This window comes from Synergistetes bacterium HGW-Synergistetes-1, from assembly GCA_002839185.1.
Classification (GTDB): domain Bacteria; phylum Synergistota; class Synergistia; order Synergistales; family Synergistaceae; genus Caenicola.
In genome coordinates this window covers 1-20,230 of sequence record PGXO01000004.1, presented here as the reverse complement: position 1 = coordinate 20,230, position 20,230 = coordinate 1, and the positions used below count along the sequence as shown (strand labels likewise).

Genomic DNA, 20,230 nt, shown 5'->3' with positions numbered 1-20,230 from the left:
TTCTTATCCGGATATGCTTTTGTTTTACAGGTTTTTGCTCTACATAGTCATGCCGCCGTCAACGGCTATTACCTGACCCTGTATGTATTCTGAATCGTCTGAAGCCAGAAATGCAACGGCTTTCGCAACGTCTGAAGGAGTTCCTGTCCTTCCTGACGGAATGTTCTTCAGCATCGCTTCCTTGATTTCCGCAGGCAGTTCCGAGGTCATGTCTGTTTCTATGTAACCCGGAGCTACTGCATTGGCAGTGATACCCCTTGAACCTACTTCCCTTGCAAGACTTTTTATGAACCCTGTCATCCCTGCTTTAGCAGCAGCATAGTTGCACTGTCCGGGATTTCCTATTAGGCCTGTGATTGAGCTTATGGCTATTATTCTTCCCCATCTTGCCTTCAGCATAGGTCTCAAGGCTTCTTTGGCGCAATAAAAAAGCGATGAAAGGTCTGCCGAGATAACATCGTTCCACTCCTCGGCCTTCATCCTCATAAGAAGATTGTCTCTGGTGATGCCTGCATTGCACACAAGTATTTCTACAGTTCCAAGCTTTGACGCAACAAATGCGAACATCTCTTTCACTTCAGCTGCGGATGATACGTCCGCCTTGACAGTCAGGGCCTTACGGCCCATTGCTTCTATCTCAGCAGCGGCCTCCTCAGCCGCTTTTTCCGACCTGCTGTAGTTAAGGGCAACCGAACACCCTCTGCGGGCCAGTTCAAGTGCTATCTCTCTCCCTATGCCTCTGCCGCCGCCTGTTACAAGAGCTATCCTTTCCTTCTGCATCAAATTCCCCCTCTCAAAAACTCAAGGGCTGCTTCCAGCTCTTCTGGTCCTGAGACCGGATATGGTCTCTTACTCTTTGATATCTTTCTGATCAGGCCTGAAAGGACGCTCCCGGGACCAAGCTCTATATACCCTTCCGTGCCTTTCCTCTCCATTTCAAGCACACTCTGCATCCAGAGCACAGGTGAAAATGTCTGCATGTAAAGTGCTTCTTTGAGAGTTCCTACATCCTGCACCGCTTTTGCTGCGGCATTGGTCACGATAGGACAGGAGGGCTCGTTCCAGCTGATATTCTCAAATTCATCCCTCAGCTTAACGCCTACGGGGCGCATGAGTTCGCAATGGAAAGGAGCGCTTACTCTCAGTGGGAGTACTTTCGCCCTTCCGGTCGCTTCTATTGCTGCCGAAGCCCTGTCGACTGCTCCCTTATGCCCTGATATGACTATCTGTTCCTGTGAATTGATGTTGGCCGCTTCACAAACCTCACCATGGGCCTCTTCTTTACAGAATTCGACTACTTCCTCCATGTTCATTCCTACTATCGCAGACATAGCGCCTATTCCGACAGGGACAGCCTCCTGCATCAGTGTGCCTCTCAGATGAACGAGTCTGACTCCGTCAGCAAGGCTTACCGCACCCGCAGCAACAAGTGAAGTGTATTCTCCAAGGCTATGGCCTGCAGCCAGAAATGGTTCAAGCTTTTTTCCGTAAGCGCTCTCAAGGCCTCTTAAAGCAGCTATGCTTACAGTCAGGATCGCAGGCTGCGTTATGGCCGTCTTCATAAGATCTTCTTTTGTTCCGTTAAAGATAATGTCACTTAACTTAAATCCAAGGGCATCGTCTGCCTCTTCAAAGACACTTTTAGAGACATCGAACTTATCATAAAGGTCCTTGCCCATGCCGGGCCTTTGAGCGCCCTGTCCGGGGAAAATAAGAGAATATTTCATCAGTCAGCAAACCTCTTCAGTCTTTCGATCTCCGCTGCAGCGCCATTGACAATGTCCATGATTATCGCTGACGCGGGCTCAATTCTTTTAACAAGTCCGGCAGACTGCCCTGCCATTAGCGAACCCCACATTGTGTCTCCGTCAACAACTGCCAGTCTCAGCTTGCCCGTTCCAAGTTTCTCAAGTTCTTCTGTTGAAGCACCTTTTTTTTCAAGTTCCTCAAACTCCCTGGAGAGCTTGTTCTTAATGCCTCTTACAGGATGTCCTGTAGACCTTCCTGTGACAACAGTGGCCCTGTCGTTTGCCTCAATTATTTTTTCTTTGTAGTTGAAATGCACGTTTGATTCTGCAGCACAAACAAAGCGTGTACCTACCTGTACTCCTTCAGCTCCCAGAGCAAAAGCAGCTGCCATGCCTCTTCCGTCTGCCACTCCGCCTGCCGCTATTACAGGTATTGAGACTACATCTACGACCTGTGGAACAAGATTCATGGTAGTTATCTCGCCTATGTGTCCGCCTGCCTCATTGCCCTCGGCGACGACAGCGTCAGCACCCTGCTTTGACACTCTCTCTGCATGTGCCGTTGAAGCTATGACGGGAATAACTATCGTTCCCAGCGGTTTGAGCCTCTCAAGGACTTTGCCCGGCATTCCTGCCCCGGTCGTCACTACAGGGACTTTGTACTGAGCTGCTATTTCCAGCGCATCATCAGATGTTGGGGAAAGGAGCATTATATTCATCCCGAAAGGCTTGTCAGTCAATTTCCTGATTTTTACTATCTGCTCTTCCAGAAGTTCAGGGGGCATACTTGCAGCTGCTATTACACCCAGACCGCCGGCGTTGCTTACTGCGGCTGCCAGGTCAGCGTCTGCTACCCATGCCATACCTCCCTGAATTACAGGATATTTTATCTTCAGAAGTTTGGTAACTCGATTGTTTTCGAACATATTGATTTTCTCCCTAAGCCTCGTAGAGGAGGACTCCCAGTGTCATTCCCGCTCCGAATGCCACAAAGCATACCTTGTCTCCGCTTTTGATCCTGCCGGCCTCCATCGCCTCGTGGAGTGTTATCATAAGCGATGCCGCCGATGTATTGCCATACTCGGGAAGGTTGATCAGCGTTTTTTCCTGCGAAATGTGCAGTCTTTTGAATACCCCGTCTATTATTCTCGTATTAGCCTGATGGAATATCCAAAAATCTATGTCTTCCGGAGTCACTCCTGATTCTTCGCAGAATCCCTTTATGAATTTCGGCATTACTGTATTTACAAACTTGAAGACCTCATTGCCCTTCATCTTCACGATCGGCATGATGTGATCCTCACCGCTCTCAAGTCTTATCATTTCGTGGCCTGTGCCATCTGCAAGGAGACGGGTCGAAGTAAATCCTCCCTCTGAATCGGAGACTCCTATTACGCAGGCCCCTGCGCCATCACCGAAGAGGATGCAGGTACCCCTGTCAGTCCAGTCGATAATGTCCCTGAAAACTTCAGCTCCTATTACAAGGACCTTGTCCCAGATCCCGCTGGATATTCCGGAGGCTGCAACTGTGAGTGCAGTCAAACTTCCTGTACATCCTGCCTGGATATCTATCGCTCCCGCGTTGACAGCGCCAAGCCTTCCCTGGACTTTGCATGAAACGCTTGGAAAGACTGTATCCGGTGAATTGGTCCCCACCAGGATCATGTCGATCTGATCAGCATTCAGCCCTGAATCTTCGAGGGCCAGAAGCGCTGCCCTGTAAGCAAGATCGCTGCATTTCTCACCATCAAGGGCAAAATGTCTCTTGCGTATACCAGTCCTCTCAACGATCCATTGGTCGTTGGTCTCTACGATTTTTTCAAAATCCTTATTTGTCATTATCTTTTCCGGGATATATTTACTGGTTCCCAGAATTTTTGCCGACCTGCCAATGTATTTGATCATTGCGCACCACCTCTGGCTATTTCTTCTCTGATCCTTCCGACTCCGTTGTGCTCTACAAAATTTGCTGCTCCAAGTATCGCGTATGATATTGCCTTACTTTTTGAGCGCCCATGTACTTTGATCACAGTCCCGTTTACTCCAAGGACCGGAGATCCTCCTGCTTTTTCCCAGTCAAACCTTCCAAGTACCCTCTTCATTGCAGGCCACATAAATAAAAGTCCCACCTTGGGCAGCAAATGGTTGGCATATTCTTCCTTAAACTGGTCTTTCAGCAGTTCTCCCAGGCCTTCTCCGAATTTGATAACGACATTCCCGGTAAAACCGTCGCAGATTATTACGTCTGATATGCCGTTTGGTATGTCGTTCGCTTCAGCATATCCCTGATAATTCAGATCGCTGTTTTCTATCAGCTGTCTTGCGGCAGATATAACTTCGTCCCCCTTTGTCAGTTCCTCGCCCATATTCAGAAGACGAACCGAGGGGTTTTCAACATTCCTGAAGAGCTTCATGTATATGGATCCCATCTGGGCAAACTGGAAAAGGTTTATAGGTTTGCACCTGACTGTGCCCCCTACATCCATCAACAGGGTAGGCCTGTTCAGGACCGGAAGCATTGCTCCCAGACCCGGTCTGTCTATTCCCGGGATACGCCCCAGGAGGATAACTCCTCCTGCTGCGATCGCCCCTGTGTTGCCGGATGATACGATACCCGCGGCTTCACCTGAGCGAACCATTTCGAAACCTATGACCAGGCTCGAATTCTTTTTTCTCCTTATGGAGATCGAAGGAGAGTCTCCTCCGTTTATCACTTCGTTCGCGGGAACTATATTCAGCCTCGAACGGACATTTTTTTCTGCTTTTTCAATTATCGGTTTAATTTTTTCGCTGTCACCGATCAGCGCAACGGAAAGATGCGGCTGCTCGCGACAGGCAAGAATGGCAGCGTTGCACGGCTCCAGCGGAGCGTGGTCCCCTCCCATTGCATCAAGTGCTATCAGCATATTTTCGCCTCCATTTAAGCTAGCTCCTCTGAATTCTTGGCGACTACAACAAATCTTCCGACAAATACTTCCCTGTCGCCGACCCGTGTATGCACACTGACGACATATTTGTCTCCCTTGTAAGTCCCCACTTTGGATCTTGCAAGTATCCTTTCTCCGACGAAAGCCGCTCGGCGATACCTCAGCCTTGCGGATCCTACTACTACCATTTCCCTGTCGATCGTCGCTATTGCCAGAGTAGCAGCCTGGGCGTATATATAATAATCACCAACAAGATTCGTATGTCTGAATGCCATGTCCCTGGTCGTGTTCAACACAGAAAGAGCCCATCCGTCAGGCTCGAGTTCAAGAAGTTCGCCGACCACTTCTTCTGCCCTTAAAGACTTGAGCCTGCTGGTCGCCTGCTCGGCCATTGTCCGCATTCTTTCCCTCAGCTCAGGTATAGAGAGAAGACCACGATCAAGACGCACCGTACTCATGCTCACTCCAAGGGAAGCGGCTATCTCTTCGTCCGTCATGAGAGGGTTAGTGGATATCAGCTCTATAAGCTGTCTGTGCCTTTGCTTTTTCAGCTCTGAACGCAAAATGGCATCTCCCGTAAAAAGTAATTGTTAGCAGGTCATAACACCAGACAAGATATTACAGAATTTAAAAGTTGTCAATGGCATATTACAGGCCGTCTAAAATTTTTATGAAGGCTCGATAAATCTGTTCCATTGAGCTGCTCCGAATTATGTCTACGTGCCCATAATATAAGATCCGGAGCAAGGGGATAACCCTTTGCTCCGGATCTTCGTAAGGCATATCACTAGTCTTTAGCAGCTGTAGAGGCTTCTGAAACCTTTATTACCTGACGTCCTTTGTAGTAACCGCATGCAGGGCAGGCTTTGTATGTCTCTATCATCTCACCGCAGTGGGTGCAGGCCGTAAGACTGGGTCCTGAAAGAGCACCAAGCCACTGTGCTTTACGGTTGTGTGTACGGGAGTGGGATACTCGCCTTTTTGGAGTTGCCATAATTTGTTCCCCCCTTAAATCTTCGGCGAAAATGTCGCCTGTGCAATTCTATCACTTTTTTGCTTTTTATGCAGTCAGCTATTTTCCTGTTCTTTCTGCACTAAAGATTTCAGGACTTCAAAACGCGGATCTCCCTCTTCATCAGTACATGTACATGATGAAGTGTTCAGATCAGCGCCGCATTTTGGACAAAGTCCCCTGCACTCTTCAGAACAGAGAGGCGCAGTTGGAAGAAGTGTTATCATTACCTCCCACACCAATGGCCCTAGGTCGATCTCATCCTCCCATGAATCAAGGATCATGAGTTCTTCGTCTCCATCTGTTTCATAATCAGGTTCGGCTTTTTTATCCTCTTCTTTGTCCAGAGAGAAAAGATACCTTAATTCTCCCTCAATTGCAACCCCTGCCGGTCCAAGACATCTTGAGCATGACACAGTGACGCTTCCGGATACTGATATTGCGGCAATTATCCTGCCCTCTGCCCTGTAAGCCTCTACTTCAACCTGAAGCGGAGCTGCAAGAGAATAAAGCTGTCCCCAATAGTTGATCTTCCGGTCAGCTGTCAGTGAAAAGCTTTCGGTATATGGCGTACCATCCTTTGGTATTGCCGGAATAATAAGCCTGTGATGCCAACTTTTGGGCGCAGCTTTGATAAATTCAGACATTATTCTCCTATTTTTTTGCCTCGCAGCAGCGCTTTGTGTCCCTGGCAATGACCATTTCTTCATCTGTCGGAACAACCATTACAGCAACTCTTGAATCGGGTGTGCTGAAAATGACCTCTTTGCCGCGGACCTTGTTCTTCTCCGGATCGATCTTTATACCCATGAATTCCAGCCCTTTACAGACTTCTTCACGGAAGGATACTCCGTTCTCCCCTATACCTGCTGTGAAGACCAGGACGTCGATGCCGCCCATTGCCGCAGCGTAAGAGCCAATATATTTTTTTACGTGGTAAATAAGCATTTCCTGCGCCAGCTTGGCACGGGCATTTCCTTTTTCCGCAGCCTCTTCGACGTCGCGAAGATCGCTGGAAATTCCTGAAATACCCTGAAGACCGCTCTTTTTCTGAACTTCTTCATTAACCGATTTTGGATCTTTCAGTTTTTCCATAAGGAATACCATTACTGAAGGGTCAAGATTTCCGCTGCGCGTACCCATAATAATACCTTCTGCCGTACCATAACCAAGGCTAGTATCAACTGATTTTCCATCGTCTACAGCCGTGATTGAGCTTCCGTTACCAAGATGGCAGGTAACTATTTTAAGAGATTCGATCGGCTTGCCCAGAATCTCAGCCGCTCTGTTTGCGACATAGAAATGGCTTGTACCATGGAAACCATAACGGCGGACCCTGTCTTCTTCATAGTATTTATACGGAATGCCGTACATGTATGCTTTCGGTGGCATTGTCTGATGGAATGCCGTATCGAATACAACTACATTCGGCGTGTTAGGGAGAACCTCCATAAGAGCACGGACGCCCTGGAGGTTAGCCGGATTGTGGAGGGGTGCCAGAGGTATAACTTCTTCTATTGCACTGATAACTTCAGGAGTTACAAGAACTGAAGATGTAAACTTCTCTCCGCCGTGGACTATTCTGTGTCCCGCTGCGGAAAGTTCACTGAGATCCTTTAGGACTCCGTATTCAGAGTCAACAAGCATGTCAAGAACATACTTGATGGCGACTGTGTGGTTCGGGAAATCAACTACACGCGAGACCGGATCTTTTCCTGTCTTGGTATGCTTGATCTTTGAGCCGTCTATACCAATGCGCTCAACAAGTCCCTTGGCGAGGACTACTTCCCCGTCCATGTCGATAAGCTGATACTTAAAAGAAGAACTTCCGCAGTTAAGAACTAGAATTTTCATTAGAATCAGATTGCCTCCCTTATTCTGATTATCTCCGTGTCTTTGTGGTATTCTTACCATAAGAGGACGGTGATCGAATTTATGCATACTCCCATCACAGGGATAGTTGCCGAGTATAACCCGCTTCATCTTGGACACCGCCACCACATGAAAGAAGCCCGTTCACTCTCAGGTGCTGAGGGCATCATAGTAGTGCTCTCCTCAAACTTTGTCCAAAGAGGAGAACCTGCCTTAATATCAAAGTGGGAGAGGACAAAGGCCGCGCTAAAATGCGGTGCCGATCTGGTCCTTGAACTTCCTCTCGTCTTTTCATCTCATAATGCAGGGGTATTCGCAAATGCCGCTGTTGATATCCTAGCTATGACAGGAATCGTAACACACATTTCCTTCGGGCTGGAATCCCCTGACTGGCAAATGGACAAAATCTTAGATATTTTAATCGAAGAACCCGAACCTTTCAAGTTTTGTTTAAAAGAAGAGCTTGACAAAGGCTGTTCTTTCGTCGAATCGAGGGCTGCTGCCCTTGACCGTATGGTACCCGGAACAGCTGAGAAGCTGAAAGGTTCGAACAATTCTCTTGCACTGTCATATATGCTCAGGATAAAGAAAAAAAACTGGAAGATAGATGCTGTGCCGGTCAAGAGGCTTGGATCCGGATATCATGAAAACGAGCTTGCCGAATTTTCGAGCGCGACCGCTGTAAGAAAAGCTCTTTCAAAAGGAAAAGTCTCAGAAGCGCTCTCCCGGCTCCCTGATTTTTCAGCCGAGATATTAAAAGAGGCCATAGAAAAGGGGCGTGCCTGCACTGATGAAGGAAGGCTCTGGAATATCCTCCGGTCCAGGCTCATCTCAATGGATCCCGGCGATATCTCAAAGTACGCAGAGATCGGGGAGGGGATAGAGTACCTGCTGAGGGAAAAAGCGATCAGAAGCTCTTCATTCACCGAATGGGGAAAGGCGTGCACAAGCAGGAGATACCCGCTTGGAAGAGTACAGAGGCACGGGATACACATTCTGATAGGACTTGAACACTGGACAAACAGAGCATTCCAAAGGATAGGACCTCCGTACATAAGAGTACTCGGAATGAACGAAAACGGAAGAAAAATGCTGCGGCGCATGAGAAAAACAGCATCTTTGCCCGTTATTACAAGGTGCGGCGCAGCTTCTTCAATATCTGAAATTGCGGAAAAAGCCATGAGATATGAACTCATAGGATCAGAGATATGGCAACAGCTCTTACCTGAGGGAGAATTCGGAAGGGAACATTCCAGAAAGATCATAATAAGCGGGGAATAAATTATGGACATCGTCTACAATTGCGGAATTGGATCAATGGATTTTGAAAGGGTAACAGAAATGCTCTCACAGTCATATTGGAGCCCCGGAATAAAGATAGATGAAATGAAAAAAGCGGCTGTCAATTCCGCCCTGGTCATCGGAGCTTTTTCTGATGATGGCAGGCAGATAGCTTATGGCCGTGTGATCTCAGACAAGACAAGATTTGCCTATCTGACGGACTTTTATGTTGACATGGAATTTAGGAAAAAAGGCATCTGCCATAAAATGGTAGAACTTGTGCTGGCCCATCCTGACCTTGTCGACGTCTACCAATGGCTTCTTGTAACAGGAGACGCACACGGACTTTACGAAAAATGCGGATTTAAAGTCATTGCCCGTCCGCTGGACTTTATGGAGATCCGAAGACCCAGGCCGAAGGACAGATGACGTGCTTCCGCCGTATGACAGGAAAAGCACGTCAACGAAGAATGATCGATTTTATTTGAGATAAAGGCTATACGTTGCGTGGGGGGATACGTTCCCTAAGGCGCCTGAACACCCCGGGCGGGACCATGTCTTTTATTGCGCCTCCGAACTGGAAGGCATCCTTGATGCCCCTGCTTGAAAGATATGAGTACTTCGCGTCTGTAACTATAAAAAAAGTCTCTATCTCCGGAGCCAGCTGCCTGTTCATCTGCGCAAGCTGGAATTCATATTCGAAGTCAGAAAGTGCGCGAAGGCCTCTTATTATTATCCTGCTCTGTTCCTGTCTCATAAAGTCTACCAGCAGGCCTTCAAAAAATTTGACCTTTACGTTGGGAAGGTGGACAAGAGCCTCCCTGGCCATTATCTGCCTCTCCTCCTCGCTGAAGGTCGATCTCTTTTCAGGGTTTACGAGGACTGCTACGACCAGCTCGTCAAATAGGGCAGCGCCTCTTTCTGCTATATAAATATGCCCGTTGGTTATCGGGTCGAAAGATCCGGGATATACGGCCCTTATCATTGATCAACACTCCTTTTGTAGAATGTGAGAACTGTTCCTCCGTAAGTTCTCTCTTCCCTCTCCCATCCCGGAATATCATCTGCATCTTCTTTTTCAGAGTGTTCGAAGATCAGCGTTCCGTTCGGGGAAAGGACTTCGCTGTGTTTAAAAATCAGCTGCGGGAGTTCGGCTCCCCAACTCAGTCCATATGGCGGGTCGGCAAAAATAACATCAAATGACTCTCCGTCTTTTGCAAATCTTGACAAAGCCCTCCTGACATCCATGCAAAGACATTTTACATCCTCAGGCATGGTTTTAACTATATCCCCAAAACGCTTTCTCTCTGATTCAACAAGAGAAACCCGATCAGCACCTCTTTTGTACGCATTGAGGGCTATCTGGCCGCTGCCAGAAAAAAGGTCAAGAAAGCTTTTGCCCTCCAGCGATCCCAAAATATTGAAAAGTGCCTGCATTACCTTGCCCATGGTGGGACGCATTTCTTTCATACAAATTTCACCCTGTTTCAACTAAATGAGATGTAAAAAGAGTATAATATCGCACATCTAAAGTGTATACAATACAGGAGGCCCCAAATGCCGCAAACACCAGAAAAACAGACAAAAACACATGAGGAACAAAGCGACAGAAGGAGTCTTTTCGGATTTTCCTTTCTGCATTTCATGAACGACATGCACTCAACAGCCTTACCTACAATTATACCAATGCTTGTTAATTCCATATCGATATCTTTGAGTCAGGCCGGACTTTTGAATGCTATTTTCGGACTGACGAACCTGTTGGGCCAGCCGGTAGCAGGATATTTTGCAGACAGACAGAAAAGGCCCTGGCTTGCCGTCTGGGCACCGATGCTGAGCATTGCAGGTGCATGCCTGCTGCCACTGGCTCCTAATTACTCTCTGGCCTTTCTGCTAGTAGGATTGATGAGCATGGGCACAGCATCATTCCACCCACAGGGACTCGGGCGTACAGGATCTTCAGCAGGAAGCAAAGACCTGGCCTTTTTCATCTCTCTTTTTGCTGCATGCGGAAGTTTTGGAAGTGCGGTGGGTCCCGTATATGTAGTATTTATAATCTCGCTTATCGGAAAAGAGATGTTTCCGATAGTTCTGATACCAGGCTTCATCATATGTCTTTACATCTGGAAAAAAATAGTCTCGGATCAGAAAGCTGAGAACATAACAAAGGAAAAAGCTGAATTCAGGGGATTTTTTACAAATATTAAAGATATTATGAAAAAGATCCTCTCGCTCGTGGTGGTTGCAACAGTAAGAGACGCGACCCTTCAGGGGATAAGAATATTCCTTCCGATGCTGGTAGTCCTAAAGGGGGGTAGCATCGTCAAAGGCGGGGTGATCCTCTTCGCTATAACCCTGGCATGCACTATCGGTGGAATAATCGGAGGTAAGCTGGCTGATTCCAAAGGCGATGAAAAAGTACTGCTCTGGACGCTTGGAATCTCTCCGATATTTATTATCGCCGGCCTTAACACGACCGGCTTTTTATCGATAGCCAGCCTCATTATAGGGTTCGCCTTCCTTCAGGCAAGCAATCCAGTGACCACAGCGATTGCACAAAAAAAGTGCCCTATGTCCAGGAGTACTGTAAGTTCGCTGGCAATGGGCGTCTCATGGGGGATCGCAAATCTCCTGACTACACCTGTAGGTTTTTCGGCAGATATCTTTGGTCTTGAAAAAACACTGAGGGTAGTAGCCTTTCTCCCTTGGACAGTTACTGTATGGTACGCCGCAACAATGATCTTTTCTGCCAAAGTAAAAAGATAAAGAACCATGTTCAGATCATGCTTTCTTCCTTTGCACCAGATGCAGCAAGCGCGTAGTGCAGTGCAGCACGCATAGCAGGAGTCCTGTATGGATGCCCCACAGAATCAACCTTTATCTTAAATCCATTCCGGCCGGGGATCACCTTAAGGTAGAAGTGCTGTTCAAACCCGTCATCAGTTGTTATGACAAGGACAAGACCAACTCCCGAATCCGAAACGAATGTCTCCCTGAAGACCCAGTGCCCTCTACCGCCGACACCTTTGCCCTCCGCGTCTTTGATCTTTGAAAGGACATCCTCAAGTTTCATTAAGCTTTCACACTCCATTTCCATCTGCCAGTCATTGTCTTCCATGATAGGATCATTATATTTGCCCGTTTTATGCAGGACCAGGTGCCATGTGCTTTTTCCCATGGCTCTCCACTTTCTTTCGTACTTTGTGATATATGGCCTCTTTGGGTCGACCTCTATCGGATCTGCCTGAAAAACACCCGGAACTGATATGGTTTCAGCTGCTTCCTCTGCGTACCAGTCTACATCTGTGGCAAGTTCAAATGATCCTCCGCGAACGATGAGGTATGACAGAAGGTCAGCAAAGTGCGGTACTGTAACGCGCCTTGAAGCGTGCCTTGTCTTTGGCCAGGGACATGGGAAGTTCATGTAGACCCTCTCGACCGACTCGGGAGAGAAACAATGACGAAGCAGGAAACGGGCATCACCGTGCATTATTCGCACGTTGCCGAGTCCGGCGGCAAGCGCTCTCCTTGCTCCCTTGGCAACGCACCACTGTGAGACCTCAATGCCCACGATCAGGACTTCGGGAAATGTTTGTGCAAGGTATTCCAGAAACTCGCCGTTCCCGAACCCGATTTCAACAAAGACCCTTCCTGACGGAGAAAGCGAGCCCCAGTCAAGGGGCAGATCGACATTCTCATCTACTATTATCCTGCGTAGATCCCAGGTCATATTTCTGACTCCTTCTCGTCTTTTGGTTTGAGGTAAAATTCGGGCTCCTGAGAAAGCCGGCGCCAGGTATCTAGGCTAAGTTCTTCTGCCCTGGCAGTGGGTTTCAGTTCGTTTATTTCAAGTATTTCCAGTGCTTTATCGCGATCAATGTCAGCGTAACCTGATATCCAGTTGTTTATAAGTGTCTTCCTCCGTTGGGCGAAAGATCTAGCCAGCAGACCCCTCCATGTCCTGTCACATGCAAGTGTCCTGTTATTCTCGATCTTTACCTCGATAATGCATGAATTGACCCTTGGCTGAGGCCTGAAGGCAGACGGAGGAACGTTCCTAAGAATTGCTGATGTTCCCATTGCTTCAACTGTTATGCCAAGCGGGGAGCGTTCACGATGTCCGCAGGGTGATGTGATCCTCTGAGCGGATTCAAGCTGCACCATCAGAAGCATGTATTCAAGTCCATGCGGAGCAAGCTTTTCAAGGAAGGTCCAAAGAAGAGGCGTGGTGATATGGTATGGCAGGTTGGCAATTATCCTGTTGGGCATCCATGGAAGTTTGCTTTCGTAATCGAACTGCACTGCATCTCCCCATAAAGGGTGAAGCCTGCTGTCTTTTATGGCCAGCATATCTATCGTGTGCTTGAGTCTCGTATCGAGTTCCACAGTACATACTCCCGAGCATTCGGTCGAAAGGAGCCCCTCTGTGAGTATACCCTCACCGGGCCCTATCTCAAGGACTTTGTCCTCAGCCGTCAGCTTTGCCCTCCCGATCATAAAGTCCACGATAGAATGATCGATGAGGAAATTCTGCCCTATATCTGTGTTGTGAATAAAATTCGGTATTCTGGCCATATCATTTTCCCTTTTTTATTAGATTTTTCTTTCAGTTACAGCATTTATCAGATATCAGCAAAGAATTTGACAAGTATTCAGTTAACTGGCGATCGTCACCATATGAGGAAAGCTTTTACCGACTAGGCGCAAATATCCTCTACGCTGCATATCAAATGAAACTGCGATTATACTGTATCATGCCGATAGCAGTCTACTATATTTTTGTTATTGCACTACTCATGAGATCATAGCCTTATTGGGATTTGAAATAAAGTATTGAATAAACACATTGAGAGATGGCGGTTGGCTTAAAACGGACATTTTTCCTTTTATAACCTTTTATAGGATAACACCGTAAATCATCTGATTTCCTAGCTTTCAGCGTTTCGCCTTATACTTTCGTAACCGCTATACTGTGTTTTTTAAAGGGTTGTTGTGTATCACAGACGCCATGCTTTTACCCTCTCCATTTCAAAATCCTCAAACCCGTTCACCTGCCAGTATCAAGAAAAGCGTTACCAAGTAAACGAACTTTCAGGTATATTCTTAACAACGATTTCATTGCCTTGGACACTACCCCCAATGTTATGTTGAATGCAGGACTCAACCATTCATCTTATGTGTAGTAAAAAACGTTACATTGATACACACTTTTTCATTATTGAACTTTAGTCCACTATAGAGTAACTTCAAAATGCGTTAAAAACGTGCTGCATATTTGATATTCATATTCAGATTCTAAACACGCAAATTGAATACGTTTTCAGCACGTACAACTAAAATGAAGGAGGAATAGACAGAATGAGACTCGAAATCGGCTGTTTCAAAGTCAAAGACATCGTCTTTGCTGACAAGACACAACTCTTAAACGGCGTGCTCTATGTCAACAAGGAAGAAGCTTTGAATGTTGTCCGCGAAGACAGCCACATCACAGATGCGGATCTCGTAATCGTCCATCCAGGCGATATGGTGCGTCTCTGCCCTGTAAAGGAATCTGTAGAATTCAGATGCAAGGTCAGCGGCGGTCAGGGAGCATTTCCGGGAGTCACTTCTCCGCTAGGACAGGCAGGAATGGGACGGACTCATGTACTTGAAGACGTAACGCTTCTTGCTGTCGGCAAGCATTGGGGTGGTTTTCAGGACGGACTCATTGACATCGGAGGCCCCTTCCAGCACCATACCATCTGGGGAAACATGGTCAACCTTGTTCTTGTCGCTGACACGGACGAACTGTTCGAACAGAGAGAACAGCAGAAAAAGAATCACGCTATCCGCTGGGGCGCAATGCGTCTCGCTGAGCATATAGCAGAGTGTGTGCGCAGTCTTGAACCAGACAGGATAGACGTTTACGATCTCCCCCCAATTGCAGAACGCGATGAAAAAACGAAGGCCCTTCCCAGTGTTGTGTATGTGCTTCAGCCTCAGACACAGATGGAAGCACTTGGCTACAATACTATGATCTACGGCTGGGACGGCAACAGAATGCTGCCCACGCTTATGCATCCCAATGAGCTCCTTGACGGCTGCATGGTTTCAGGTAGCTTCATGCCATCTTCGTCAAAGATCTCAACATATGAGTTCTCAACAAACCCGATGATCAAGCGTCTCTACGCCGCTCACGGCAAAACTATCAACTTCCTTGGTGTTATAATATCAACCCTCAATCCAAAGATGGAAGAAAAAGTACGCTGTGTACAGATTGCAGGGCAGATAGCAGTAAACATCGGTGCGCAGGCCGCGGTTATCGCAGAGGAAGGATACGGCAATCCTGACGTTGACTACACAGCTATGCTGGTTGAATTTGAGCGCCTCGGTATTAAAACGATAGGGCTTTCCGACGAATCAACAGGACGCGACGGAGCATCTCAGCCACTGGTCTCCATGAATCCCGCATCAGATGCGCTTGTCAGTACAGGCAACGTTTCACAGTATTATGAGATGCCTCCGATGAAGATCATCGGAGAGCTTGAAGCTCTTGCCCGTGACGGAAATTCCGGCGGATGGGAAGGCTGCATCAATCCCGACGGTTCATGCGTAATGGAAAACAACGGGATGTTCTGTGCTAACCACATCAGTGGGTATTCGAAGAGAACCTGTGCAGATTTTTAAAAATCAGGAGCTGAAAAATATGAAAGCTATTCATTACATCAACCAATTCTTCGGACAGGTCGGCGGTGAAGACGCAGCAGACTGCAAGCCAATTTTTCACGATAAACTGATTGGCTGTTCCATGATGCTGAACAATATTATGCCGAATATAGAAGTTACCAATACATTTGTTGTCGGAGACAACTACGTTACCAATCATACAGAGGATGCGCTGAAAGAGATATTTGCATGGCTTGACGGCAAGAAATTCGATATTTTCTTTGCTGGTCCGGCTTTTATGGCAGGACGCTATGGAGTCGGATGCGGACTTGTCTGCAAGGCTGTCGCAGAACGCTACAACGTTCCCGTCATTACATCAATGAACGAAGAAAACCCTGGTGTTGAAGAGTATAAGAGTTTTTGTTACATCTTCAGAGGCGGCAGGAAAGCAACGTTTATGAAGGATAACCTGACCGCAATGGCCATTTTTGCCGAAAAGATCGCAAAAGGCGAACAGCTTCTTCCCGCATCTGAGGAAGGCTATTTCCCGCGCGGTATCCGCAGTGAAATCCCGGCACCAAATGCTACCATGGCAGCAGACCGCGTTATGGATATGCTCCTCAAAAAGATAGCAGGAGAGCCATTCCAGACAGAGCTCGTAATACCTAAAACAGACAGGATTCCACCGGCACCAGCAGTCAAGGACCTCAGCAAATGCACAATAGCAATTGTAACATCAAGCGGAGTCGTTCCATTTGACAACCCCGACAGGATACAGAGTGCATCGGCACAGAAATGGGGCAAATACAATATCACAGGCAAAGATTGTCTCCCGGAAGGCGAATATAAGACGATACACGCCGGATTTGATCCTGAAGCAATGTGTAAGGTACCCGACAGAGGAGTTCCTCTTGACGCGATGCGCGCCTATGAAAAAGAAGGCAAATTCGCTAAGCTGCATGACTACTTCTATACCACAGTCGGAACTGGTACAACACAGAACTTCGCTGCAAAGTTTGGACGCGAGATCGCCGCAGAGCTGAAACAAGCAAAAGTTGATGCCGTGGTTCTAACCTCCACCTGAGGAACTTGTACACGTTGCGGTGCAACGATGGCAAAAGAAATTGAACGTGCAGGATTCCCGGTTGTTGTTATGTGCAACCTTATCGATGTAGCAAAAACAGTCGGATCAAACAGAATGGTCCCGACAGTTTCAGTACCATACCCTCTTGGCGATCCACAGCTTTCAAAAGAAGCAGAATGGGCTCTCCGTTACCATCGTGTAGGAGTTGCTTTGGATTCGCTGGCCACTGAGATCACAGAACCAACAGTGTTCAAGGTTAAGATCTAAGGACCGTTTTACTGTACTGGACGGAACTGCATCACACACAGTTCCGTCCTCTGTGTAATTTTATCAGAGGGGGCATTTGAGATATGATCGAAACAAAGAAAAAAAAAGCCAATTCCGTTTACCTCACCTCCATTGCTATAACAATAATGATTGTCCTTTGGGGGCTTATCTCGCCTGATACTTTCGGCAGCTTTGCAAAAACAGTAAATGGTGTGCTCACAAAGTATTTCGGATGGGGCTATATGCTTACAATGAACATATTTGTGGCATTTGTCATATTTGTCGGACTGAGCCGCTTTGGAAAGGTCCGTTTAGGAGCACCGGATTCCAGACCTGAATACAGTAATTTGTCCTGGTTTGCAATGCTCTTTTCAGCAGGCATGGGAGTAGGGCTTGTATTTTACGGTGCTGCCGAGCCTCTGTATCACTTCGGTTCGGTCCCGTTCGGTGCCGAACCGGGTTCCGTGCAGGCAGCCCGCGACGCTATGCAGATTTCTTTCATGCACTGGGGACTGCATCCATGGGCAGGCTACGCTGTTATTGCGATGCCGCTTGCATATTACCAGTTCAGACATAACACACCCGGGCTTATCAGTTCCATATTCATTCCGCTAGTCGGAGAAAAGGCAGTCCGAGGAAAATTCGGTAAAACTGTTGACATATTTGCCGTATTCGCAACTCTTGGCGGGATAACAACCTCGCTCGGTCTCGGGACTCTGCAGATCAACAGCGGCCTCAGCGTGTTATTCGGCATACCTAAGACCACATTGATACAGATTTTAATTATCGCTGGACTTGCCATTCTTTACACAGGCTCAGCGGTACTTGGTATAGAAAAGGGCATAAAAAAGGTTGCTGACTTTAATCTATATATATGCCTATTTCTGATGTCGGCACTCTTTCTTGTCGGACCAAGCATATCAATACTAGGATCCTTCATGACCGGCATAGGAGATTATCTCAGTGGCGTAATAAAAGAAAGCTTCATGATGGCACCTTATGGCGGGGAGTATGAGGCATTCCTCCATGGATGGACGATATATTACTGGGCCTGGTGGATTTCATGGGCACCCTTTGTAGGTTCGTTTATAGCAAGGATCTCACGGGGACGCACGATACGCGAATTTGTCTGCGGCGTACTGATTGTACCTGCACTCGGCAGTTTCATGTGGTTTGCTATTTTCGGCACATCGGCCCTTTACCTTGAAGTTGTGAAGCAAATCAATATCTCGTCTGAAGTTCTTAAAGATATCTCAGTGGGTATATTTGAGATGTACAAGCATTATCCGATGGGCATGATAATGTCAGTCGTTATGCTGGTGCTTATCACGACATTCTTTGTTACATCCGCAAATTCAGGAACCTTTGTTCTGTCGATGTTTTCTGAAGAAGGGAATCTTAACCCAACTAAGGGCAAAATGGGGATATGGGGCATACTCATGGCAGCCCTTGCTGTAGTGCTTCTCCTGACTGGCGGACTTCAGAATCTGCAGACAATATCTATTGCTGCAGCAGCTCCTTTCAGTATCATCATGCTTTTCTCATGCGTCTCATTCTGGAAGGCTCTGACGACAGACGAACAGAAAACAAAGGAAGAATAAAAACATGACAAATGCAGATTTAAGAAGGGGCCTTCTGCTTTTTGAACCTGATTTTCCATGTTGGGATGAAGAGACTGTCAGCCTTGCCGGCGAAAACAAGTATACACTCCGAAATCTTTGCGACAGCGGCTATGCCTCCGCTTTTGGAGGAGGGATCATCCTCACAGACCTCGGCATAAAAACGCGCACGGAGATTGCAGCCGAATACGGAATAAAAACAGAGCCTCTTAAAAGCTTTGATCCCGAATTATCGCTGTGGAACAACCGTCTCTATCTGCTTATGGAAAAGGCATTTCGCGGACAGTACAGTGTAAAGGAATATTCATTGAACGAGCAACTGCCCGTAGTGCCCGATCTCGCAGCAAACGAACTCTATAGGAGAGAGAATGGACATGTCATATATACATGGCAGAAACATCCTCTGATCCTCTCTTTTATGGAGGCCTTCCCGAACTGGGGAGTACGGACCAGGGGACAGATCCCTCCGGGAGAAGCCGCACTTGACAAATGGATCAGTAAGTACGGTGCAGCTTGCGGTTCTATCAGAACAAACCTCCTGCTCAGGAGCAGGTACGATTTTGAGCTTTACAGAAAAGAACCTCCGTATGAATGGGATATTTGCAGACTCAAAGACACAGACAGATACTTCTTTTTCAGAGTGAATGAGAATAATTTATCTAAATTCTATGAGGACCTTGGAAAACTGCATATTTTTCTGCTGGGGCAGAAAAGAGTGCATATCCCTGGATATGCGGACTTTGACAGTCAGGATCAAGAGGCTTGGACAATATGTGTAACTGTGACAGAGACAGAGCGTGAACTCAGAACAGTTGCAAAAGAACTCTCTATGGATGCAGACGCACTTATTGAACCGTCAAAACCTCTTTTTATCATCGGCACAAGCATTGAGCGCCTTAGAAACCAGAAAGTATCGGAAGATACTGCATATGACTGGTTTTGTGACAGAACACTCCATATAGCGAGGCCCGATGCATAAATATATGATCAAAAATTTTTTATATTAGCGGAGGTGAAAAACAATGATCGATCTTACAAAAGAAAATTGTGACACAGAGGTACGTGAAGAGAAGGAACTTCCAGTGGTTGTGGATTTCTGGGGGCCGCAGTGTGTTCCCTGCATGACGCTGAAGCCGCTCTACCATGACATGGAAAAGAATTTCGAAGGCAAAGTCAAATTCACAGCTGTAGACTGCTCAACCAACAAGAGGGTCGCAATGGGCTTCCGCGTGATGGGACTTCCGACATTCCTATTCTGGAAAGACGGCGTTGAAGTTAAGCGCCTTTCAAAAGATGAGTGCACCATCGAAGCAATAAGGGCAGAGATAGAGAATCTCACAAAGTAAGGCAGTATCGTCCGGTAAGGAGTTACAGCAAAAATAAATTATCTAGGGAGGTGTTCAGTCATGGGCAAACTGGCAGGTAAGAAGCTTCTCCTTATGGGAGAAAGGGACGGCGTCCCTGGACCAGCCATGGAGGCATGTCTGAAAGAAAGCGGGGCCGAGATAGTATTCTCTGCCACCGAGTGCTTTGTCTGAACCGCGGCAGGAGCAATGGACCTGCAGAACCAGCAGCGCATCGTTGATGCGGCTGAAAAGCATGGAGCCGAGAACTGTGTAGTGATACTGGGTTCTTCCGATGCGGAAGGCGCAGAGATCTACGCCGAAACCGTAACAAACGGCGATCCTACTTTTGCAGGACCACTTGCAGGAGTCCCGTTGGGACTCGCGGTATACCACGTGTTTGATGAAGAGATCCGTTCTGAATGCAATGAA

General features: G+C 47.2%; 22 protein-coding genes. 9 read left to right on the top strand and 13 right to left on the bottom strand.

All coding sequences use genetic code 11. The features are described 5' to 3' along the window. Window positions 1-39: 39 nt before the first annotated feature. From fabG to CVV54_03650, 9 genes are all read right to left on the bottom strand, one after another. Window positions 40-780 (bottom strand): 3-oxoacyl-[acyl-carrier-protein] reductase, encoded by a 741-nt coding sequence (gene fabG, locus CVV54_03690; GenBank protein ID PKL04600.1) that lies wholly within the window; start codon window positions 778-780, stop codon window positions 40-42. Next, on the bottom strand, window positions 780-1,727 hold the full coding sequence (gene fabD / locus CVV54_03685) for a [acyl-carrier-protein] S-malonyltransferase (protein ID PKL04599.1): 948 nt from the start codon (window positions 1,725-1,727) through the stop codon (window positions 780-782). The genes fabG and fabD overlap by 1 nt, the downstream gene beginning before the upstream one ends. After that, window positions 1,727-2,674 carry an enoyl-[acyl-carrier-protein] reductase FabK gene (locus tag CVV54_03680; GenBank protein PKL04598.1) on the bottom strand — a complete coding sequence of 316 codons (948 nt, stop codon included), beginning with the start codon at window positions 2,672-2,674 and terminating at the stop codon, window positions 1,727-1,729. The genes fabD and CVV54_03680 overlap by 1 nt, the downstream gene beginning before the upstream one ends. A gap of 13 nt (window positions 2,675-2,687) precedes the next feature. After that, window positions 2,688-3,653 carry a 3-oxoacyl-ACP synthase gene (locus CVV54_03675; GenBank protein ID PKL04597.1) on the bottom strand — a complete coding sequence of 322 codons (966 nt, stop codon included), beginning with the start codon at window positions 3,651-3,653 and terminating at the stop codon, window positions 2,688-2,690. Beyond that, the gene (locus CVV54_03670; GenBank protein PKL04596.1) at window positions 3,650-4,654 is read right to left on the bottom strand and encodes a phosphate acyltransferase PlsX; all 1,005 of its coding nucleotides are present in this window, start codon (window positions 4,652-4,654) and stop codon (window positions 3,650-3,652) included. The genes CVV54_03675 and CVV54_03670 overlap by 4 nt, the downstream gene beginning before the upstream one ends. A 14-nt stretch (window positions 4,655-4,668) precedes the next feature. Next, window positions 4,669-5,238, bottom strand: coding sequence for a transcription factor FapR (locus CVV54_03665; GenBank protein PKL04595.1), 570 nt, complete (start codon window positions 5,236-5,238; stop codon window positions 4,669-4,671). Between the two features lie 224 nt (window positions 5,239-5,462). Continuing rightward, on the bottom strand, window positions 5,463-5,669 hold the full coding sequence (locus CVV54_03660; GenBank protein ID PKL04594.1) for a 50S ribosomal protein L32: 207 nt from the start codon (window positions 5,667-5,669) through the stop codon (window positions 5,463-5,465). Window positions 5,670-5,743: 74 nt separating this feature from the next. Beyond that, a complete protein-coding gene (locus tag CVV54_03655) occupies window positions 5,744-6,397 on the bottom strand; it encodes a hypothetical protein (protein ID PKL04593.1) in 654 nt (217 codons plus the stop codon). Continuing rightward, a complete protein-coding gene (locus tag CVV54_03650; protein ID PKL04592.1) occupies window positions 6,342-7,541 on the bottom strand; it encodes an acetate kinase in 1,200 nt (399 codons plus the stop codon). Before CVV54_03650 ends, CVV54_03655 begins: the two co-directional genes overlap by 56 nt. Window positions 7,542-7,622: 81 nt before the next feature. Between CVV54_03650 and CVV54_03645 the strand changes: the two genes are divergently transcribed. Beyond that, complete coding sequence (locus CVV54_03645) at window positions 7,623-8,840, top strand: nucleotidyltransferase (GenBank protein ID PKL04591.1); 1,218 nt, start codon at window positions 7,623-7,625, stop codon at window positions 8,838-8,840. Window positions 8,841-8,843: 3 nt separating this feature from the next. Next, window positions 8,844-9,269: a GNAT family N-acetyltransferase gene (locus CVV54_03640; protein PKL04590.1), complete on the top strand. Its 426-nt coding sequence runs from the start codon at window positions 8,844-8,846 to the stop codon at window positions 9,267-9,269. A 67-nt stretch (window positions 9,270-9,336) separates the two neighbouring features. On the opposite strand, the gene CVV54_03635 is transcribed toward CVV54_03640, so the two are convergent. Next, window positions 9,337-9,825, bottom strand: coding sequence for a pantetheine-phosphate adenylyltransferase (locus CVV54_03635; protein PKL04589.1), 489 nt, complete (start codon window positions 9,823-9,825; stop codon window positions 9,337-9,339). Continuing rightward, entirely contained in the window at window positions 9,822-10,310 is a 489-nt protein-coding gene (locus CVV54_03630) for a hypothetical protein (GenBank protein ID PKL04588.1), read from the bottom strand. The genes CVV54_03635 and CVV54_03630 overlap by 4 nt, the downstream gene beginning before the upstream one ends. A gap of 87 nt (window positions 10,311-10,397) precedes the next feature. Here CVV54_03630 and CVV54_03625 point away from each other — a divergent pair, with 87 nt between their 5' ends. Then, window positions 10,398-11,606 (top strand): hypothetical protein, encoded by a 1,209-nt coding sequence (locus CVV54_03625; protein ID PKL04587.1) that lies wholly within the window; start codon window positions 10,398-10,400, stop codon window positions 11,604-11,606. A 10-nt stretch (window positions 11,607-11,616) separates the two neighbouring features. Here CVV54_03625 and trmB read toward each other — a convergent pair whose 3' ends face one another. Beyond that, complete coding sequence (trmB, locus tag CVV54_03620) at window positions 11,617-12,570, bottom strand: tRNA (guanosine(46)-N7)-methyltransferase TrmB (GenBank protein PKL04586.1); 954 nt, start codon at window positions 12,568-12,570, stop codon at window positions 11,617-11,619. After that, a complete protein-coding gene (rsmA, locus tag CVV54_03615; protein ID PKL04585.1) occupies window positions 12,567-13,415 on the bottom strand; it encodes a ribosomal RNA small subunit methyltransferase A in 849 nt (282 codons plus the stop codon). The genes trmB and rsmA overlap by 4 nt, the downstream gene beginning before the upstream one ends. A gap of 783 nt (window positions 13,416-14,198) precedes the next feature. Between rsmA and CVV54_03610 the strand changes: the two genes are divergently transcribed. The 6 genes from CVV54_03610 to CVV54_03585 form a co-directional block, all read left to right on the top strand. Then, window positions 14,199-15,506 carry a betaine reductase gene (locus tag CVV54_03610; GenBank protein PKL04584.1) on the top strand — a complete coding sequence of 436 codons (1,308 nt, stop codon included), beginning with the start codon at window positions 14,199-14,201 and terminating at the stop codon, window positions 15,504-15,506. Between the two features lie 19 nt (window positions 15,507-15,525). Then, window positions 15,526-16,836: a glycine/betaine/sarcosine/D-proline family reductase selenoprotein B gene (locus CVV54_03605; protein ID PKL04583.1), complete on the top strand. Its 1,311-nt coding sequence runs from the start codon at window positions 15,526-15,528 to the stop codon at window positions 16,834-16,836. Window positions 16,837-16,919: 83 nt separating this feature from the next. Beyond that, a complete protein-coding gene (locus CVV54_03600) occupies window positions 16,920-18,437 on the top strand; it encodes a BCCT family transporter (protein ID PKL04582.1) in 1,518 nt (505 codons plus the stop codon). Window positions 18,438-18,441: 4 nt separating this feature from the next. Beyond that, the gene (locus CVV54_03595; GenBank protein ID PKL04581.1) at window positions 18,442-19,434 is read left to right on the top strand and encodes a hypothetical protein; all 993 of its coding nucleotides are present in this window, start codon (window positions 18,442-18,444) and stop codon (window positions 19,432-19,434) included. 43 nt (window positions 19,435-19,477) lie between these two features. Beyond that, window positions 19,478-19,801, top strand: a complete 324-nt coding sequence (locus CVV54_03590) for a thiol reductase thioredoxin (protein PKL04580.1) — start codon at window positions 19,478-19,480, stop codon at window positions 19,799-19,801. Between the two features lie 60 nt (window positions 19,802-19,861). Then, window positions 19,862-20,230, top strand: a 369-nt coding sequence (locus CVV54_03585; GenBank protein ID PKL04579.1) for a glycine/sarcosine/betaine reductase complex selenoprotein A, incomplete at its 3' end; no start/stop codon positions are given.

Excerpts from the sequence above, each read along its gene's own strand:
- fabG (PKL04600.1), bottom strand. The coding sequence starts at position 780 with ATGCAGAAGGAAAGGATAGCTCTTGTAACAGGCGGCGGCAGAGGCATA.
- fabD (PKL04599.1), bottom strand. The coding sequence starts at position 1,727 with ATGAAATATTCTCTTATTTTCCCCGGACAGGGCGCTCAAAGGCCCGGC.
- CVV54_03680 (PKL04598.1), bottom strand. The coding sequence starts at position 2,674 with ATGTTCGAAAACAATCGAGTTACCAAACTTCTGAAGATAAAATATCCT.
- CVV54_03675 (PKL04597.1), bottom strand. The coding sequence starts at position 3,653 with ATGATCAAATACATTGGCAGGTCGGCAAAAATTCTGGGAACCAGTAAA.
- CVV54_03670 (PKL04596.1), bottom strand. The coding sequence starts at position 4,654 with ATGCTGATAGCACTTGATGCAATGGGAGGGGACCACGCTCCGCTGGAG.
- CVV54_03660 (PKL04594.1), bottom strand. The coding sequence starts at position 5,669 with ATGGCAACTCCAAAAAGGCGAGTATCCCACTCCCGTACACACAACCGT.
- CVV54_03655 (PKL04593.1), bottom strand. The coding sequence starts at position 6,397 with ATGAAGAAATGGTCATTGCCAGGGACACAAAGCGCTGCTGCGAGGCAA.
- CVV54_03650 (PKL04592.1), bottom strand. The coding sequence starts at position 7,541 with ATGAAAATTCTAGTTCTTAACTGCGGAAGTTCTTCTTTTAAGTATCAG.
- CVV54_03645 (PKL04591.1), top strand. The coding sequence starts at position 7,623 with ATGCATACTCCCATCACAGGGATAGTTGCCGAGTATAACCCGCTTCAT.
- CVV54_03640 (PKL04590.1), top strand. The coding sequence starts at position 8,844 with ATGGACATCGTCTACAATTGCGGAATTGGATCAATGGATTTTGAAAGG.
- CVV54_03635 (PKL04589.1), bottom strand. The coding sequence starts at position 9,825 with ATGATAAGGGCCGTATATCCCGGATCTTTCGACCCGATAACCAACGGG.
- CVV54_03630 (PKL04588.1), bottom strand. The coding sequence starts at position 10,310 with ATGAAAGAAATGCGTCCCACCATGGGCAAGGTAATGCAGGCACTTTTC.
- CVV54_03625 (PKL04587.1), top strand. The coding sequence starts at position 10,398 with ATGCCGCAAACACCAGAAAAACAGACAAAAACACATGAGGAACAAAGC.
- trmB (PKL04586.1), bottom strand. The coding sequence starts at position 12,570 with ATGACCTGGGATCTACGCAGGATAATAGTAGATGAGAATGTCGATCTG.
- rsmA (PKL04585.1), bottom strand. The coding sequence starts at position 13,415 with ATGGCCAGAATACCGAATTTTATTCACAACACAGATATAGGGCAGAAT.
- CVV54_03610 (PKL04584.1), top strand. The coding sequence starts at position 14,199 with ATGAGACTCGAAATCGGCTGTTTCAAAGTCAAAGACATCGTCTTTGCT.
- CVV54_03600 (PKL04582.1), top strand. The coding sequence starts at position 16,920 with ATGATCGAAACAAAGAAAAAAAAAGCCAATTCCGTTTACCTCACCTCC.
- CVV54_03595 (PKL04581.1), top strand. The coding sequence starts at position 18,442 with ATGACAAATGCAGATTTAAGAAGGGGCCTTCTGCTTTTTGAACCTGAT.
- CVV54_03590 (PKL04580.1), top strand. The coding sequence starts at position 19,478 with ATGATCGATCTTACAAAAGAAAATTGTGACACAGAGGTACGTGAAGAG.